Genomic DNA, 16923 nt, shown 5'->3' with positions numbered 1-16923 from the left:
TGCCTGCGCTCCTCTCCATCAGACCAGATCGCGCAGGGCGAGCTCACTTCTGATGCGTTGCAGCACCTGCTCGATGGACAACTCCGTGGAATCCAGCTGAATGGCATCGGCCGCCGGCTTGAGCGGGGCCACTGCGCGCTGGGTGTCACGCTCATCGCGTGCACGGATCTCATCTAGCAGACTCGACAGACTAACATCTTCACCCTTGCCCTTCAACTGCAGGTAACGGCGACGGGCACGCTCCTCGGCACTGGCAGTGAGGAAGATCTTCAGCGGCGCGTCGGGGAACACCACGGTACCCATATCGCGGCCGTCGGCGATCAGGCCAGGCATTTCGCGAAACGCCCGCTGACGCTCCAGCAGCGCATCGCGCACCGCCGGCAGCGAGGCAACCATGGACGCACCGGCGCCAACGGTTTCAGTGCGGATCACCTGGCTGACATCCTCACCCTCGAGGATGGTCTGCTGAAGCTTGCCGGGCTGGGCGGCGACGAACTGCACATCCAGATGGGCGGCGAGCTTGGTGAGCAGCTCTTCGTTGGTCAGGTCGACGCCGTGGTTGCTGGCATTGAAGGCCAGCAAACGGTACAGGGCGCCGGAATCCAGCAGGTGCCAGCCCAGCTCACGGGCCAACAGGCCGGCAACGGTGCCCTTGCCCGAGCCACTCGGCCCGTCGATGGTGATGACCGGTGCTTGCGAATTCACGACTTGACCTCTTCGGCGACGCGGATGCCGACTTCCTTGCACAGCGCCAGGAAGTTAGGGAACGACGTGGCGACGTTGGCGCAATCATGGATACGTACCGGCGCAGTGGCGCGCAGCGACGCAACACTGAAGGCCATGGCGATACGGTGGTCGCCGTGGCCGTGCACTTCACCGCCGCCGATCTGGCCGCCGTCGATGATGATGCCGTCCGGGGTCGGCTCGCACTTCACACCCAGGGTGATCAGGCCGTCGGCCATCACCTGGATGCGGTCGGATTCCTTCACCCGCAACTCTTCGGCGCCACGCAGCACGGTACGCCCTTCGGCGCAGGCCGCAGCGACGAACAGCACCGGGAACTCGTCGATAGCCAGTGGCACCAGCTCTTCGGGGATGTCGATACCCTTGAGCTTAGCGCCACGCACGCGCAGGTCAGCCACCGGCTCGCCGCCGACTTCACGCTGGTTTTCCAGGCTGATGTCGCCGCCCATCAGGCGCAGGATGTCGATGACACCGGTACGGGTCGGGTTGATGCCAACGTGCTCAAGCACCAGCTCGGAACCTTCGGCGATGGACGCAGCCACCAGGAAGAACGCCGCGGAGGAGATATCCGCCGGCACTTCGATGCGGGTCGCGGTCAGCTTGCCGCCGGACTGCAACGAGGCAACCGGACCGTTGCTGTCGACCGAATAACCGAAGCCGCGCAACATGCGCTCGGTGTGGTCACGGGTCGGCGCAGGCTCGGTGACGGTGGTCTTGCCTTCGGCATACAGGCCGGCCAGCAGCAGGCAGGATTTGACCTGGGCACTGGCCATCGGCAGCGTGTAGGTCAGGGCCTTGAGCTTGCTGCCACCACGAATGGTCAGCGGCGGGCGGCCATCAGGGCCGGTCTCGACCACTGCGCCCATTTCCCGCAACGGATTGGCCACGCGGTTCATCGGGCGCTTGGACAGCGAGGCATCGCCGGTCATGGTTACATCGAACGACTGGCCGGCCAGCAAGCCGGACAGCAGGCGCATCGAGGTCCCGGAGTTACCGACATACAGCGGGCCAGGCGGCGGCTTGAGACCGTGCAGGCCAACGCCGTGAATGGTCACGCGGCCGTGGTGCGGGCCTTCGATGACCACACCCATGTCGCGGAAGGCCTGCAACGTGGCGAGAGCGTCCTCACCTTCGAGAAAACCTTCCACTTCAGTGGTGCCTTCGGCCAGCGAGCCGAGCATGATCGAGCGGTGGGAGATCGATTTGTCGCCTGGTACGCGAATCCGTCCGGACACGCGGCCACCAGGTTGGGCCAGGAAAATCAGGTCGTTGGCGTTCATAGCGTCCACATAGGCCCGGCGGGCCAGGATTTTACTGAAATGCTCGCGGGCAACCCGGGCGCGGGTGAACACACCCAGCAGTTGGTGCCCGTCCCCAGCATCGACCGCGTCGCGCAAGGCGTCGAGGTCGCTGCGAAATGTATCGAGGGTACGCAGGACCGCTTCCCGGTTGGCGAGGAAGATGTCGTGCCACATGATCGGGTCGCTACCGGCGATTCTCGTGAAATCGCGAAAGCCCCCCGCAGCGTACCGGAAGATGTCCAGGTTTTCATTGCGTTTGGCCAGCGAGTCGACCAGGCCGAACGCCAGCAGGTGCGGCAGGTGACTGGTGGCAGCCAGCACTTGGTCATGGCGCTCCACTGGCATGTGCTCGACATCGGCATCCAGCGCGCGCCACAGGCGGTCGACCAGGGCCAGGGCGGCCGGGTCGGTTTCTGCCAGCGGCGTGAGGATGACCTTGTGGCGGCGGAACAGCGCAGCATTGGACGCCTCCACCCCGCTCTGCTCGGAGCCGGCGATGGGGTGCCCAGGGACGAAGCGCGACAGGCCCGAGGCGAAAGCCTCGCGGGCAGCGCGCACGACATTACCCTTTGCGCTGCCGACATCGGTGATGACCGCCTGGCCCAGGTCCAACTGCGCCAGGCGCGCCAGCAGCTTTTCCATGGCCAGAATCGGCACTGCCAGCTGGATCACGTCGGCACCGACGCAGGCGGCGGCAAGGTCGGCCTCGCAGCGGTCGACCACCCCCAGCACCACGGCCTGCCTGCGCGACTCGGCGTCCAGGTCGACGCCGACCACTTCGCGGCACAGCCCGCTTTCACGCAGGCCCTTGGCAAAGGAGCCACCAATCAGGCCCAGGCCGACCACGACCAGGCGGTTGATGATTGGCGCAGAGTTGTTTGTTACAGCATTGACCACGAGTGCGAACCCTGTTCAGAAATCCAGACAGCCTGTGAGGCCCAGCGGGGCCGCTTCGCGCCCCATCGCGACCCAAGGCCGCTCCCACACAGGCCAGTACAGCTTCAAGGCCTGCACAATACCTGTGGGAGCGGCCTTGTGTCGCGATGGGGCGCGAAGCGGCCCCGACAATCTCAAATCAAAGCACCGCTTTCGGATACGACCCCAGCACCTTCAGCGCCACGGCCTCCTGGCTGATCTGCTCCAGCACCGCCTTGATCAGCGGGTCGCGGTGGTGGCCGACGAAGTCGATGAAGAACACGTAGGTCCACTTGCCACTGCGCGACGGGCGGGTCTCGATGCGGGTCAGGTCGATGCCGTTCTCGTGGAACGGCACCAGCAGCTCGTGCAACGCGCCTGGCTTGTTGCTCATGGAGACAATGATCGAGGTCTTGTCGTCGCCGGTTGGCGGCACTTCCTGCTGGCCGATCATCAAGAAGCGCGTGGAGTTGTCCGGGCGGTCTTCGATCTTCTCGGCCAAGCGGGTCAAACCGTACAGGTTGGCCGCCATGTCGCCGGCGATCGCCGCAGAGTTCCACTCACCCTTGACCCGCTTGGCCGCCTCGGCATTGCTCGAAACGGCAATACGCTCGACGTTCGGGTAGTGCGCATCCAGCCACTTGCGGCACTGGGCCAGCGACTGGGCATGCGAATAGATGCGGGTGATGCTGTTGGTCTTGGTGTTCTCGCCCACCAGCAAGTGGTGATGGATACGCAGCTCGACTTCACCGCAGATCACCATGTCGTGCTCGAGGAAGCTGTCCAGGGTGTGGCTGACCGCACCCTCGGTGGAGTTTTCCACCGGCACTACGCCGAAGTTGACGGCGCCGGCCGCCACTTCGCGGAACACCTCGTCGATGGCCGCCATCGGGCGGCTGACCACGGCATGGCCGAAGTGCTTCATGGCCGCGGCCTGGGTGAAGGTGCCCTCAGGGCCCAGGTACGCCACTTTCAGCGGTTCTTCCAGGGCCAGGCACGAGGACATGATCTCGCGGAACAACCGCGCCATCTCTTCGTTGCCCAGCGGGCCCTTGTTGCGCTCCATCACGCGCTTGAGCACGGCGGCTTCACGCTCGGGGCGGTAGAACACCGGCTTTTCGCCCTCGGCCAGCGAGGCAGTCTTGACCCGTGCCACTTCTTCGGCGCAGCGGGCACGGTCACTGATCAGCTCGAGGATCTTCTCGTCAAGGCTGTCGATGCGAACGCGCAGGGCCTTGAGTTCCTGTTCGGACATCAGCCGTGCTCCTTCTCGAATTCAGCCATGTAGGCCACCAGGGCCTCGACGGACTCCTGGCCCAGGGCGTTGTAGATCGAGGCGCGCATACCACCGACCGAACGGTGGCCCTTGAGGTTGAGCAGGCCACGGGCGTCAGCGCCAGCCAGGAAGGCCTTGTCCAGGCGCTCGTCGGCCAGGCGGAAGGGTACGTTCATCCACGAACGGGCGTTGTGGCTGATCGGGTTGCTGTAGAAGTCGCTGCTGTCGATGAAGCCGTACAGGCGGTCTTTCTTGGCGCGGTTGCGCTGCTCCATGGCCTCGACACCACCCTGCTCCTTGAGCCACTCGAACACCAGGCCCGAGAGGTACCAGGAGTAAGTAGCCGGAGTGTTGTACATCGAGCCGTTGTCGGCCGAGACCTTGTAGTCGAGCATGGTCGGGCAGCTGCTGCGGGCGCGGCCCAGCAGGTCTTCACGCACGATCACCACCACCAGGCCGCTCGGGCCGATGTTCTTCTGCGCACCGGCGTAGATCAGGCCGTACTGCGACACATCGATCGGGCGCGAGAGAATGTCCGAAGACATGTCCACCACCAGCGGTACATCACCAGTTTCCGGCACCCAGTCGAACTGCAGGCCGCCGATGGTTTCGTTGGACGCGTAGTGAACGTAGGCAGCATTCTTGGTCAGCTTCCACTCGTTCTGGCCAGGGATGGCCAGGTAGTCGTAGGGCTTGGCGCTGGCAGCCACGTTGACGCTACCGAAACGGCGGGCCTCTTCGATGGCTTTTTTCGACCAGATGCCGGTTTCGACATAGTCGGCGGTGCCGTTTTCCGGCAGCAGGTTCAGCGGGATCTCGGCGAACTGCTGGCTGGCGCCACCCTGCAGGAACAGCACCTTGTAGTTGGAGGGGACGGACAGCAGGTCACGCAGGTCCTGCTCGGCCTTTTCGGCGATGGCCACGTAGTCGTCGCTGCGATGGCTCATTTCCATCACCGACAAGCCCTTGCCACGCCAGTCCAGCATTTCGGCCTGGGCACGCTGCAGCACAGCGTCTGGAAGCGCGGCAGGGCCTGCGCAGAAGTTAAAGGCTCGTTTGCTCACATCCACTCTCGCTCTGCCAAATAGAACAAAATCTTAACTTGCCTGCCGCATACCACCCTTGTGGGAGCGGCCTTGTGTCGCGAAAGGGCTGCAAAGCAGCCCCAGCAATCTATGCGTTAACGCTGAAATCCGGGGCCGCTGCGCGGCCCATCGCGACACAAGGCCGCTCCCACAAAGGGCAGATCCCACAACTGCGTTGCCTGCCGTAATCAGTCAAACGGGGCGACCTTGGTCGCCCCGTTCGGGTAGTGCACTTGCTTATTCCTGCGGTGCCTCTTCGGCGCCGGCGCTGTCCTCACCTGCCGCATCCAGCGCGCCGGTGTCGGCCTCGTCGCCCTCGAGGATATCGTCGAGCTCATCCTCGGAAGGCTCCTGGATTCGCTCCAGGCCCACCAGCGTCTCGTCGCTGGCCAGCTTGATCAGCGTCACACCCTGGGTGTTACGGCCCAGGCTGGACACCTCGCCAACCCGCGTACGCACCAAGGTGCCCTGGTCGGAAATCAGCATGATCTCCTCACCTTCCTGCACCTGGATGGCGCCGATCAGCAAGCCGTTGCGCCCCTTGGTACCCATGGCGATCACGCCCTGGCCACCACGGCCGCGACGCGGGAACTTGGACAGCGGGGTACGCTTGCCGAAGCCACGCTCGGAGGCAGTGAGGATCTGCGCGCCGGACTCTGGGATAAGCATCGAAATGATCTGCTGGCCCTTGCCCAGCTTCATGCCGCGCACACCGCGGGCAGTACGGCCCATTTCACGCACCACGCTCTCGGCGAAGCGGATCACCTTGCCCGCGTCGGAGAACATCATGACTTCCTTGGCGCCGTCAGTAATGGCGGCAGCGATCAGGGTGTCACCTTCCTTGAGCTTGAGCGCAATCAAGCCGTTGGAGCGCGGACGGGCGAACTGCACCAGCGGGGTCTTCTTGACGGTACCGGAGGCGGTGGCCATGAAGATGTACGCGCCAGTCGGGTCGGCGGCCCACTCAAGGGTGTCGCCGTCTTCTTCGTCGACTTCCTCGACTTCGACCAGCTCGCCCTCGAGCACGCTGTCGTCGCTGTCTTCCAGTTCTTCCTCAGGGTCGGCGTGCTGCTGCAGCGCCTCAAGGTCGATCTGCAGCATCGCGGTGATACGCTCACCCTCTTCAAGCGGCAGCAGGTTCACCAGCGGGCGGCCACGGGCAGCGCGGGACGCTTCGGGGATTTCGTAGGTCTTCTTCCAGTACACCTTGCCCTTGCTGGAGAACAGCAGCAGGGTGGCGTGGCTGTTGGCGACCAGCAGGTGCTCGATGTAGTCCTCGTCCTTGACGCCGGTGGCCGACTTGCCCTTGCCGCCGCGGCGCTGGGCCTGGTAGGCGGACAGCGGCTGGGTCTTGGCATAACCACCATGGGAGATGGTCACCACGCGCTCTTCTTCGGGGATCATGTCGCCGTAGTTGAGGTCGTGGCTGGCGTTGAGGATTTCGGTGCGGCGCGCATCGCCGTATTCGGCCCGGATCGCTTCGAGCTCTTCGCGGATCACTTCCATCAGGCGCGTGGCGCTGCTGAGGATGCGGATCAGTTCGCCGATCTGCTCGAGGATCTCCTGGTACTCGGCCAGCAGCTTCTCGTGCTCAAGGCCGGTCAGGCGGTGCAGGCGCAGGTCAAGAATCGCCTGGGCCTGTTCCGGCGACAGGTAATACTTGCCATCACGCAGGCCGTATTGCTCCGGCAGGTCTTCCGGGCGGCACGATTCGGCACCGGCGCGCTCGACCATCACCTGCACGGCGCTGGATTCCCAGGCGGTGCTGACCAGCGCTTCTTTAGCCTCGGACGGCGTCGGCGAAGCCTTGATCATGGCGATGACCGGGTCGATGTTCGACAGCGCAACCGCCTGGCCTTCAAGAATGTGGCCACGCTCGCGGGCCTTGCGCAGCTCGAACACGGTACGCCGGGTCACCACTTCGCGGCGGTGACGGACGAACGCTTCGAGCAGGTCCTTGAGGTTGAGCAGGCGCGGGCGACCGTCGATCAGGGCGACGATGTTGATGCCGAACACGCTCTGCAGCTGGGTTTGCTGGTAGAGATTGTTGAGCACCACCTCCGGCACCTCGCCGCGACGCAGCTCGATGACGATGCGCATGCCGTCCTTGTCGGACTCGTCGCGCAGCTCGGTGATGCCCTCGATCTTCTTCTCTTTGACCAGCTCGGCGATTTTCTCGATCAGCCGCGCCTTGTTCAGCTGGTACGGCAGCTCGGTGACGACGATCTGCTGGCGACCACCGACCTTGTCGATGTCCTCGATGTTCGAGCGGGCACGCATGTAGATGCGGCCACGGCCGGTGCGGTAGGCATCGATGATGCCCTGGCGACCGTTGATCTGGCCGGCGGTCGGGAAGTCCGGGCCCGGGATGAACTGCATCAGTTCATCGACCGTGATGTCCGAATTGTCGATCAGCGCCAGGCAGCCGTCGATCACCTCGCCCAGGTTGTGCGGCGGGATGTTGGTGGCCATGCCCACGGCGATACCGCTGGAACCGTTGACCAGCAGGTTGGGGATCTTGGTCGGCATGACCGCCGGGATCTGCTCGGTGCCGTCGTAGTTGGGTACCCAATCGACGGTTTCTTTATGCAGGTCGGCCAGCAGCTCGTGGGCCAGCTTGGCCATGCGCACTTCGGTGTATCGCATGGCCGCGGCGTTGTCGCCGTCCACCGAACCGAAGTTGCCCTGGCCATCGACCAGCAAGTAGCGCAGCGAGAACGGCTGCGCCATACGCACGATGGTGTCGTACACGGCGGTGTCGCCGTGCGGGTGGTACTTACCGATCACGTCACCGACCACACGGGCGGATTTCTTGTACGGCTTGTTCCAGTCGTTGCCCAGTTCGCTCATCGCGTACAGCACGCGGCGATGCACGGGCTTCAAGCCGTCACGCGCATCGGGCAGCGCTCGCCCGACAATCACGCTCATCGCGTAGTCGAGGTAAGACTGTCTCAGTTCGTCTTCGATATTGACCGGGAGGATTTCTTTGGCCAGTTCGCCCATGAGAAGCCTGATTCCTTTTTCTGGTGAAACTTCGCCTGATCCCTCGAAGGACGAACGAAGCTCGCCGCCGCAGCGTTAGGTAGGTGCGACGACATACGACAAATCAATGAGTTGTGCCATGGATCTGCGCAATGAAGGCCGCGCGCATGGGCGGCCTTGGAAACTGCCGGATGTTACCACAAAGCCTTGGCGCATGGGAGATATGGCAAGGGGCCGCACCGCTGGTCAAAAGCCCATCCGAATGGATGATCAAACACCCCTTCGCAAGCCAGGCACTGCACCAGCAGGAGCGGGCTTGCCCGCGATGGGCTGCGCAGCAGCCCCGCCTCACCCCAACAGGTTCGGCATGCCTTCAATGCAGGCGCTTGCGGCACATCAACTGGGCGATCTTGGCCACATCCGGCCGCTCGACCACGCCCTTTTCGGTGACGATCACGTCGATCAGGTCGGCCGGCGTCACGTCCACCACCGGGTTGTACACTTCGATATCCGCCGTCACCTGAATACCTTCTACTTCCAGCAACTCTTCCTCGCCGCGCACTTCCAGCGGGATATCCTCACCCGTAGGCAGGTTGAGGTCGATGCTGCTGCTCGGCGCCACCACCATGAAGCGCAGACCATGGTGCATGGCAGTCACCGCCAGCTGATAAGTGCCGATCTTCGCCGCCACGTCGCCATTGGCGGCGATGCAGTCGGCGCCCACCACCACCCAGGTGATGCCCTTGGTCTTCATCAGGTGCCCGGCTGCGGCATCGGCGACCACCGCCACCGGCACGCCGTCCACCGCCAGCTCCCAGGCCGTCAGGCGCGAACCCTGCAGCCAGGGGCGGGTTTCGCACACATACACCTGCTCGACCATGCCCTCCATGGCCGCAGCACGGATCACCGCCAGCGCAGTGCCAAAACCGCCACTGCCCAGCGCCCCGGCGTTGCCATGGGTGAGCAGCGCCTGCTCGCTACCCTGGTGCTTGCGCACCTGCTCCAGGCCAAACTGGGCCATGGTCAGGTTGGCTTCGCGGTCGCTGTCATGGATGGCCACCGCCTCGGCTTCCATCACCGCCAGCAGGTCTTCATCAGGGCGCACCCGCTGCAGGCGCTCACGCATGCGGTTGAGCGCCCAGAACAGGTTGGCCGGGGTCGGGCGGGCCTCGCCCAGCAGCAAAAAGTCTTCTTCCAGCGCCTCTTCCCAGCCCTCGCCTTCGGCCAGGCGCCGGCGCAGCGCCAACACCAGCCCATAGGCGGCGCAAATGCCAATGGCCGAGGCGCCGCGCACCACCATGTCGCCGATCGCCTCGGCCACCTGCGCCACGTCGCTGCACGCCAGCCAGTGCTGCTCGAGCGGCAGCAGGCGCTGGTCGAGCAGGTGCAGCACGCCGTCGCGCCACGCGATGCCTGTCACCGTCTCTGCTGCCAAGAGTTGCTCGCGCATCGCCATTTCCCGTTACCCGGCCATGAAAAGCCGGCGATTATAGCGACCCTCGGCAACGGGTGCTCGGGTATACTGCGCGTTTAACCGACAGCGCCCAGGTAGATGCCCCGCATGCCCAGCCCCACTCCCCCTCTCGACCTGCTGCTGGCACCTGCCTGGCTGGTGCCCGTGGAGCCGGCCGGCGTGGTGCTCCAAGGCCATGCACTGGGTATCCGCAACGGCCTGATCGCCTGGCTCGGCCCGCGCGAACGCGCCCCGCAAGCGCTGCAAGTGCGCGAGTTGCCGGGCTGCCTGCTCACCCCAGGCCTGATCAACGCCCACGGCCACGCCGCCATGACCCTGTTCCGCGGCCTGGCCGACGACCTGCCGCTGATGACCTGGCTCAAGGAGCACATCTGGCCGGCCGAAGGGCGCTGGGTCGACGAAGCCTTCGTGCGCGACGGCACCGACCTTGCCATCGCCGAGCAGCTCAAGGGCGGCATCACCTGCTTTGCCGACATGTATTTCTTCCCCCGCGAAGCCTGTGGGCGGGTACACCGCAGCGGCATCCGCGCGCAAATCGCCGCACCGCTGCTGGACTTCCCCATCCCCGGCGCGCGCACCCCGGAGGAAGGCCTGCACCAGGCCATCGAACTGTTCGGCGACCTGCGCCACCACCCGCGCATCAGCGTCGCCCTCGGCCCCCACGCGCCCTACACCTTGAGCGACGCCAGCCTGGAAAAAATCCGCGTGGTCGCCGACCAGCTGGATGCCCCGGTGCACATGCACATCCACGAAACCGCCGGCGAAGTCGAACAGGCCATCGCCGACAACGGCGAACGTCCATTGGCACGCCTCGCCCGCCTGGGCCTGCTGGGGCCCAACCTGCAAGCGGTGCACATGACCCAGGTCAGCGACGACGATCTGGCCCTGCTGGTAGAAAGCAACACCAGCGTGGTTCACTGCCCGGAAAGCAACCTCAAGCTGGCCAGCGGCTTCTGCCCGGTCGAACGCCTGTGGCAGGCCGGGGTCAACGTGGCCGTGGGCACCGATGGCGCGGCCAGCAACAACGACCTCGACCTGCTCGGCGAAACCCGCACCGCGGCCCTGTTGGCCAAGGCCGTGGCCGGCAGCGCCACCGCGCTGGACGCCCACCGCGCGCTGCGCATGGCCACCCTCAATGGCGCCCGGGCGCTGGGTCTTGCGGCCGTTACCGGTTCGCTGCAAGTGGGTAAGGCCGCCGACGTGGTCGCCTTCGACCTCAACGGCCTGCTGCAGCAACCGGTGCACTGCCCGGTGTCGCAACTGATCTACGCCACTGGCCGTGACTGCGTCAAAGACGTCTGGGTCGCCGGCCAGCCACTGCTGCTGGACCGGCGCCTGACGCAAATGGATGAAACCGCGCTGGCCAATACCGCCCGCGCCTGGGGCGCCCGCATCAGCGGGCGCCATGAATGACCGGCCGCCAGCCCTGGCTGGCGCCCTGTGCACTATTTACATGAGTTTCAGAGGACTGTTCAGATGAGCAACGTCGACCACGCCGAAATCGCCAAGTTCGAAGCCCTGGCCCACCGCTGGTGGGACCGTGAGAGCGAGTTCAAGCCGCTGCACGACATCAACCCGCTGCGGGTCAACTGGATCGACGAGCGCGTCAGCCTCGCCGGCAAAAAAGTGCTGGACGTCGGTTGCGGCGGCGGCATCCTCAGCGAAGCCATGGCCCAGCGCGGCGCCACCGTCACCGGCATCGACATGGGCGAGGCGCCGCTGGCGGTGGCCCAGTTGCACCAGCTGGAGTCCGGCGTGCAGGTGGAGTACCGGCAGATCACCGCCGAAGCCCTGGCCGAAGAAATGCCCGAGCAGTTCGATGTGGTCACCTGCCTCGAGATGCTCGAGCACGTGCCCGACCCCTCATCGGTGATCCGCGCCTGCTACCGCATGGTCAAGCCTGGCGGGCAGGTGTTCTTCTCCACCATCAACCGCAACCCCAAGGCCTACCTGCTGGCGATCATCGGCGCAGAGTACATCCTCAAGATGCTGCCGCGCGGCACCCACGACTTCAAGAAGTTCATCCGCCCCTCCGAGCTTGGCGCCTGGAGCCGGGTTGCCGGCCTTGAAGTGAAGGACATCGTCGGCCTGACGTACAACCCGCTGACCAAGCACTACAAGCTGAGCACCGACGTCGACGTCAACTACATGATCCAGACCCTGCGCGAGGAATGAGCATGCGCCTGCGAGCAGTACTCTTCGACATGGACGGCACCCTGCTGGACACCGCGCCAGATTTCATCGCCATCTGCCAGGCGATGCGCGCCGAGCGCGGCCTGCCGGCCGTCGACGACACGCGCATTCGCGAGGTGATCTCCGGTGGCGCCCGCGCCATGGTCGCCGCCACCTTTGCCATCGAGCCCGACAGCGACGGCTTCGAGGCCCTGCGCCTGGAGTTCCTCGAGCGCTACCAGCGCGACTGCGCGGTGCACAGCAAGCTGTTCGAGGGCATGCCGGAGCTTTTGGCCGACATCGAGCGTGGCAACCTGCTGTGGGGCGTGGTCACCAACAAGCCGGTGCGCTTCGCCGAGCCGATCATGCAGCAGTTGGGCCTGGCCGAGCGTTCGGCGCTGCTGATCTGCCCCGACCACGTAAAGAACAGCAAGCCCGACCCCGAGCCGCTGATCCTGGCCTGCAAGACCCTGAACCTGGACCCGGCCAGCGTCTTGTTCGTCGGTGACGACCTGCGCGACATCGAGTCCGGCCGCGATGCCGGCACCCGCACCGCCGCCGTGCGCTATGGCTATATTCACCCCGAGGACAACCCCAACAACTGGGGCGCCGACGTGGTGGTGGACCACCCGCTGGAACTGCGCAAGGTGATCGACAGCGCGCTGTGCGGCTGCTGATCTGATTTCGCACACCCGGGAGGGCTATGCCCTCCATCGCGACACAAGGCCGCTCCTACAGGGGCCCGGTGTCACCCGGGATATCGCGCAACCTGTGGGAGCGGCCTTGTGTCGCGATGGGCCGCGCAGCGGCCCCCATTGATCGCCACCGATTTAAGGACAGACCCATGTTCGACTACACCGCCCGCCCCGACCTGCTCAAGGGTCGCATCATCCTGGTTACCGGCGCCGGACGCGGCATCGGTGCCGCCGCCGCCAAAGCCTATGCCGCCCTGGGCGCCACCGTGCTGCTGCTGGGCAAGACCGAGGCCAACCTGAACGAGGTCTACGACCAGATCGAAGCCGCCGGCCACCCACAGCCGGTGGTGATCCCGTTCAACCTGGAAACCGCCCTGCCCCACCAGTACGACGAGCTGGCGGTGATGATCGAAGACCAGTTCGGCCGCCTCGACGGGCTGCTCAACAATGCCTCGATCATCGGCCCGCGCACGCCCACCGAGCAGTTGTCGGGCGACAACTTCATGCGCGTGATGCACATCAACGTCAACGCCACCTTCATGCTCACCAGCACCCTGCTGCCGCTGCTCAAGCTGTCGGAAGACGCCTCGGTGGTGTTCACCTCGAGCAGCGTCGGGCGCAAGGGCCGGGCCTACTGGGGCGCTTATGGCGTGTCGAAGTTCGCCACCGAAGGCCTGATGCAGACGCTGGCCGACGAGCTCGAAGGCGTGGCCCCGGTGCGCAGCAACAGCATCAACCCCGGCGCCACCCGCACGGCGATGCGCGCCCAGGCCTACCCCAGCGAGAACCCGCAGAACAACCCGCTGCCTGAAGAGATCATGCCGGTGTACCTGTACCTGATGGGGCCGGACAGCAAGGATGTGAACGGGCAGGCGCTGAACGCGCAGTAAGCTTGCAGATCGCCGGGCCGCCATGCGGCCAATCGCCGGCAAGCCGGCTCCTACAGGGATCGTGTAGGAGCCGGCTTGCCGGCGATTGCTTTTTCAGCCCGCCAGCGCCGGGCGCAGGCGCCCCTGCTGGCGCCCCTCCAGTTGCATGCAGCGCTCCAGGAACAGGAACATGCAATCGTAGCTCTTGCAGATCGCCCGGCGCAGTTCGGTGCGCAAACCCAGCGTGGGGTTTTCGCCGGCCAGGGTGCAGATGATCTCCAGCGCCTCCCAAGGGTGCGCATCGTCGTACTGCGCATGCATCTTCAGCCACTTCATCGCCCGCTTGCGGTCTTCGTCAGCAAAACCCTGGGCGTAGGTATCACCGGCGCACACCACCGCCGCCCACTCGCCCGTGGCACCCTCGATGGCGTAGTTGGTCGCCGCCATGGCAATGGCCAGTGACTCGGTGGCGCACACCCGCCAGCACCAGTCGTTCAAGCCGTTGAGCTCCGGCGGCACTTCCTGGGCCTGCAGGTCACGCAGGTGAATGCCATGCGCCTGGCACCAGTGCACCCAGTAGTCGGCGTGGTTGAGCTCGACGCGGATGTTGCGCATCAGCCAGCGCCGCGCCATGTCTTCACCGGCATGGCGGCCGTAGCGGGTCTTTTGCAGGTTGTGGGCCATGTACAGCGAGAACTGCTCCACCACCGGCCAGCCGCCGATCAGGTACTGGCGGATGGTCGCCGGGCGCAGTTGGCCGTCGCGCAAACGCTGGTAGAACGCATGCTCCACCACCCGGCGCTTGCTCTGGCGGCAATCTTCGATCAGTTGCTGGGCCCAATCCGGATAACTGGCCGGGTCCATCAAGGGCCCGATCCGTACGAACGCGTCAATCACTGTCAGCTCCTTGATTCCCTGTGATTTACCGTCATTGCTCAGCGAAAGGTCCCTGGCGCCCTGTGCAACAGGGGCCTCGCCGCAATCCGTTGGCGCTGCAGGCTGTCGCAGGTGAACACCTGCGGGCGTTCGATCAGGTAACCCTGGGCGTAATCGACGCCGATCTCCTGCAAGGCCTGCTCGATCAGCGGTGTCTCGACGAACTCGGCAATGGTCCGCTTGCCCATGACGTGGCCGATGTGGTTGATCACTTCGACCATCGCCCGGTTGATCGGGTCGTCGAGCATGTCTTTGACGAAACTTCCGTCGATCTTCAGGAAGTCTACTGGCAAATGTTTCAAATACGCGAATGACGACATTCCGGCGCAGAAGTCGTCCAGCGAGAACTTGCAACCCAGGCCCTTCAATTCATTGATGAAGCGAATAGCGCTTCCCAAATTCGCGATAGCGCTGGTCTCGGTTATTTCAAAACAGATTAAGCGCGGCGGAATATCGAACTCGCCAAACAGCCGCTGCAGGTACTCGAGAAACTTGTCATCGCCGATACTGGTGCCCGACAGGTTGATCGCGCACATGGCCAACGGCCCCTCGCGACCTTCGTCCAGGCACTGGCGAATCACCTGGAACACACTGCGCACCACCCAGCGGTCCAGCGCGGTCATCAGCCCGTAACGCTCGGCGGCGGGGATAAAACTGTCGGGCAGGATGGTGCGGCCGCTTTCATCGTGCAGGCGCAGCAGGATCTCGATATGGCCGGCGCCCTCCATGGCCTTCAGCGGGGCAATTTCCTGGGCATACAGGCAGAAGCGGTTCTCTTCCAGGGCCACGTGCAGGCGCTGGATCCAGGCCATCTCGCCAAAGCGCATGGACAACTCGCTGTCGTCGGCGTGGTACACCTGCACCCGGTTGCGGCCCTTCTCCTTGGCCATGTAGCAGGCCATGTCGGCGGCGCGCAGCGAAGCCTCCAGCGTGCTGGGCGCCTGGGCGATATGCACCAGGCCAATGCTCACGGTGGTGACGAACGGCCTGCCTTTCCACACGAAGTGCAGGCTCTGCACGGCTTGGCGCAGTTGCTCGGCGATGCGCTCGGCCTGCTCTGACGGGCAGTTTTCCAGCAGCACGCCGAACTCGTCGCCGCCAAGACGCGCCAACGTATCACCCTCGCGCAAGCCCGATTGCAGCACGGCGCAAATGTGCCGCAGCAGCTCGTCGCCGGCGGCGTGCCCGCAGGTGTCGTTGACCAGCTTGAACTGGTCGAGGTCGAGGAACATCAGCGAATGCCGACCGGCCTGGCGCGACAGGCTGTTCAGCGCCTGCTCCAGGCGATACTCGAACTCGCGGCGGTTGGCCAGCCCGGTCAGGGCGTCGTGGGTGGCCTGCCACGACAGGTTGGCGATGTACTGGCGCTCCTGGGTCATGTCGTGCAGCACGACGACGATACCGCTGATCTGGCCGTCGGTAAGAATCGGCGAGCCCACCAGGTTGACCGACACCGTGCTGCCGTCCAGGCGCTGGATCAGCCGGGCGTGCTCGGCGCCGCCTTTGAGGCTGCCGCTGAGCACCTGCTCGACCAGGGTGCGGCTATCTTTTTCGGCGTTTTCGTCGAGCAGGCTGAACAGCGCCGCCAGCGGCAAGCCTTCGGCCTGGGCCGCCTGCCAGTGGGTCAGTTGCTCGGCGGCGGGGTTCATGTAGGCGATGCAGCCGTCAACATCGGTGGTGATCACCGCATCGCCGATCGACTCCAGGGTGACTTGCGCCCGCTCCTTCTCCTCCTGCAACGCCATGGCGAAGGCCTGGCGCTGGGCCAGCAGCTTGCCCGAGCGGCGCCAGGCCATGGCAATCAAGAACAGCGCCGTGACCAGGTTGGTGATCATCAGCACCCGCAGCAGCATGCGTGAGCCTTCGCCCAGCGCGTCACTGAAGGCTTTCGCGGCCGGAGTCACGCCGTCGTTGATGGCAACGATGCGCGCCTTCCATTCGGCCACCTGGCGGGCATCGGCCGCGCCGCTGGCAAAGCCCTCGCGCATCTGCCCGGCCAGCACATCGAGCTGGCGCAGGTAGTCGTCGCCGACATCCCAGTAGTCGATGGCGGTCTGCAGGTAGCTGACCTGGCGGAAGTTGCGGTAGAACCAGATGATCCGGGCGACATCGTCGGGGTGGTTGCCGCCCTGCAAAATGCCCTTGCGCGCAGCGTCCAGGTCGGGCTGGGGCAGGTCAAGGGCCACGCGCAGGTCGTGGTCGCCCTGGGGCACCAGAATGGCCTGGCGGTAACGCTGGTAGGTGAGCGGGTGGCGGTCGTCGGCGTACAGGCTCAGGTAGTAGATGGCGTCCTTCTGCGCCTTGGACCACAGGCTCTCGCCTGCCACGTAGGCACGCACCGCCGACAAGGCATAAAGGCTGGCGCTGCCCAGCAGCACCTGGAACACCACAACAGCGACGAACGGCCAGATGATGCCCAGCAGCCTTGGCGCCTCGAGAGTCCGATTTCCCTTCATGTAATCCCTGTCACTGCG

The 16923-nt window shown here is 64.9% G+C and carries 12 protein-coding genes; 4 read left to right on the top strand and 8 right to left on the bottom strand.

Annotation, left to right across the window (positions count from 1 at the left end; genetic code table 11):
* Window positions 1–18 precede the first annotated feature (18 nt).
* The 6 genes from cmk to mtnA all read right to left on the bottom strand — a co-directional run bounded on the left by cmk (window position 19) and on the right by mtnA (window position 9753).
* Window positions 19–705, bottom strand: coding sequence for a (d)CMP kinase (gene cmk, locus KSS94_RS07100; protein WP_217842313.1), 687 nt, complete (start codon window positions 703–705; stop codon window positions 19–21).
* Window positions 702–2942 carry a bifunctional prephenate dehydrogenase/3-phosphoshikimate 1-carboxyvinyltransferase gene (locus KSS94_RS07095; protein ID WP_217842312.1) on the bottom strand — a complete coding sequence of 747 codons (2241 nt, stop codon included), beginning with the start codon at window positions 2940–2942 and terminating at the stop codon, window positions 702–704. The genes cmk and KSS94_RS07095 overlap by 4 nt, the downstream gene beginning before the upstream one ends.
* Window positions 2943–3120: 178 nt before the next feature.
* Complete coding sequence (pheA, locus tag KSS94_RS07090) at window positions 3121–4215, bottom strand: prephenate dehydratase (protein ID WP_217842311.1); 1095 nt, start codon at window positions 4213–4215, stop codon at window positions 3121–3123.
* Complete coding sequence (serC, locus tag KSS94_RS07085; protein ID WP_217842310.1) at window positions 4215–5300, bottom strand: 3-phosphoserine/phosphohydroxythreonine transaminase; 1086 nt, start codon at window positions 5298–5300, stop codon at window positions 4215–4217. Before serC ends, pheA begins: the two co-directional genes overlap by 1 nt.
* Window positions 5301–5558: 258 nt before the next feature.
* A complete protein-coding gene (gene gyrA, locus KSS94_RS07080) occupies window positions 5559–8324 on the bottom strand; it encodes a DNA gyrase subunit A (RefSeq protein WP_217842309.1) in 2766 nt (921 codons plus the stop codon).
* A 352-nt stretch (window positions 8325–8676) separates the two neighbouring features.
* Window positions 8677–9753, bottom strand: a complete 1077-nt coding sequence (mtnA, locus tag KSS94_RS07075; protein ID WP_217842308.1) for an S-methyl-5-thioribose-1-phosphate isomerase — start codon at window positions 9751–9753, stop codon at window positions 8677–8679.
* Between the two features lie 111 nt (window positions 9754–9864).
* Between mtnA and KSS94_RS07070 the strand changes: the two genes are divergently transcribed.
* The 4 genes from KSS94_RS07070 (at window position 9865) to KSS94_RS07055 (ending at window position 13534) form a co-directional block, all read left to right on the top strand.
* On the top strand, window positions 9865–11190 hold the full coding sequence (locus KSS94_RS07070; protein ID WP_217842307.1) for a TRZ/ATZ family hydrolase: 1326 nt from the start codon (window positions 9865–9867) through the stop codon (window positions 11188–11190).
* Window positions 11191–11253: 63 nt separating this feature from the next.
* Entirely contained in the window at window positions 11254–11952 is a 699-nt protein-coding gene (gene ubiG, locus KSS94_RS07065) for a bifunctional 2-polyprenyl-6-hydroxyphenol methylase/3-demethylubiquinol 3-O-methyltransferase UbiG (protein ID WP_217842306.1), read from the top strand.
* A 2-nt stretch (window positions 11953–11954) separates the two neighbouring features.
* Entirely contained in the window at window positions 11955–12626 is a 672-nt protein-coding gene (mupP, locus tag KSS94_RS07060; RefSeq protein ID WP_217842305.1) for an N-acetylmuramic acid 6-phosphate phosphatase MupP, read from the top strand.
* A gap of 167 nt (window positions 12627–12793) precedes the next feature.
* Complete coding sequence (locus tag KSS94_RS07055) at window positions 12794–13534, top strand: YciK family oxidoreductase (RefSeq protein ID WP_217842304.1); 741 nt, start codon at window positions 12794–12796, stop codon at window positions 13532–13534.
* Between the two features lie 93 nt (window positions 13535–13627).
* Here KSS94_RS07055 and KSS94_RS07050 read toward each other — a convergent pair whose 3' ends face one another.
* Together KSS94_RS07050 and KSS94_RS07045 are read right to left on the bottom strand one after the other, a co-directional pair.
* Window positions 13628–14410 carry an iron-containing redox enzyme family protein gene (locus tag KSS94_RS07050; RefSeq protein ID WP_217842303.1) on the bottom strand — a complete coding sequence of 261 codons (783 nt, stop codon included), beginning with the start codon at window positions 14408–14410 and terminating at the stop codon, window positions 13628–13630.
* A gap of 38 nt (window positions 14411–14448) precedes the next feature.
* A complete protein-coding gene (locus KSS94_RS07045; RefSeq protein WP_217842302.1) occupies window positions 14449–16905 on the bottom strand; it encodes an EAL domain-containing protein in 2457 nt (818 codons plus the stop codon).
* Between the last annotated feature and the right edge of the window lie 18 nt (window positions 16906–16923).

This window comes from Pseudomonas fakonensis, from assembly GCF_019139895.1.
Taxonomy (GTDB): Bacteria; Pseudomonadota; Gammaproteobacteria; order Pseudomonadales; family Pseudomonadaceae; genus Aquipseudomonas; species Aquipseudomonas fakonensis.
Note: the sequence above shows the minus strand (reverse complement) of the source record. Positions and strands in the feature narration are given on the sequence as shown.

Excerpts from the sequence above, each read along its gene's own strand:
- pheA (WP_217842311.1), bottom strand. The coding sequence starts at position 4,215 with ATGTCCGAACAGGAACTCAAGGCCCTGCGCGTTCGCATCGACAGCCTT.
- gyrA (WP_217842309.1), bottom strand. The coding sequence starts at position 8,324 with ATGGGCGAACTGGCCAAAGAAATCCTCCCGGTCAATATCGAAGACGAA.
- mtnA (WP_217842308.1), bottom strand. The coding sequence starts at position 9,753 with ATGCGCGAGCAACTCTTGGCAGCAGAGACGGTGACAGGCATCGCGTGG.
- KSS94_RS07070 (WP_217842307.1), top strand. The coding sequence starts at position 9,865 with ATGCCCAGCCCCACTCCCCCTCTCGACCTGCTGCTGGCACCTGCCTGG.
- ubiG (WP_217842306.1), top strand. The coding sequence starts at position 11,254 with ATGAGCAACGTCGACCACGCCGAAATCGCCAAGTTCGAAGCCCTGGCC.
- mupP (WP_217842305.1), top strand. The coding sequence starts at position 11,955 with ATGCGCCTGCGAGCAGTACTCTTCGACATGGACGGCACCCTGCTGGAC.
- KSS94_RS07055 (WP_217842304.1), top strand. The coding sequence starts at position 12,794 with ATGTTCGACTACACCGCCCGCCCCGACCTGCTCAAGGGTCGCATCATC.
- KSS94_RS07045 (WP_217842302.1), bottom strand. The coding sequence starts at position 16,905 with ATGAAGGGAAATCGGACTCTCGAGGCGCCAAGGCTGCTGGGCATCATC.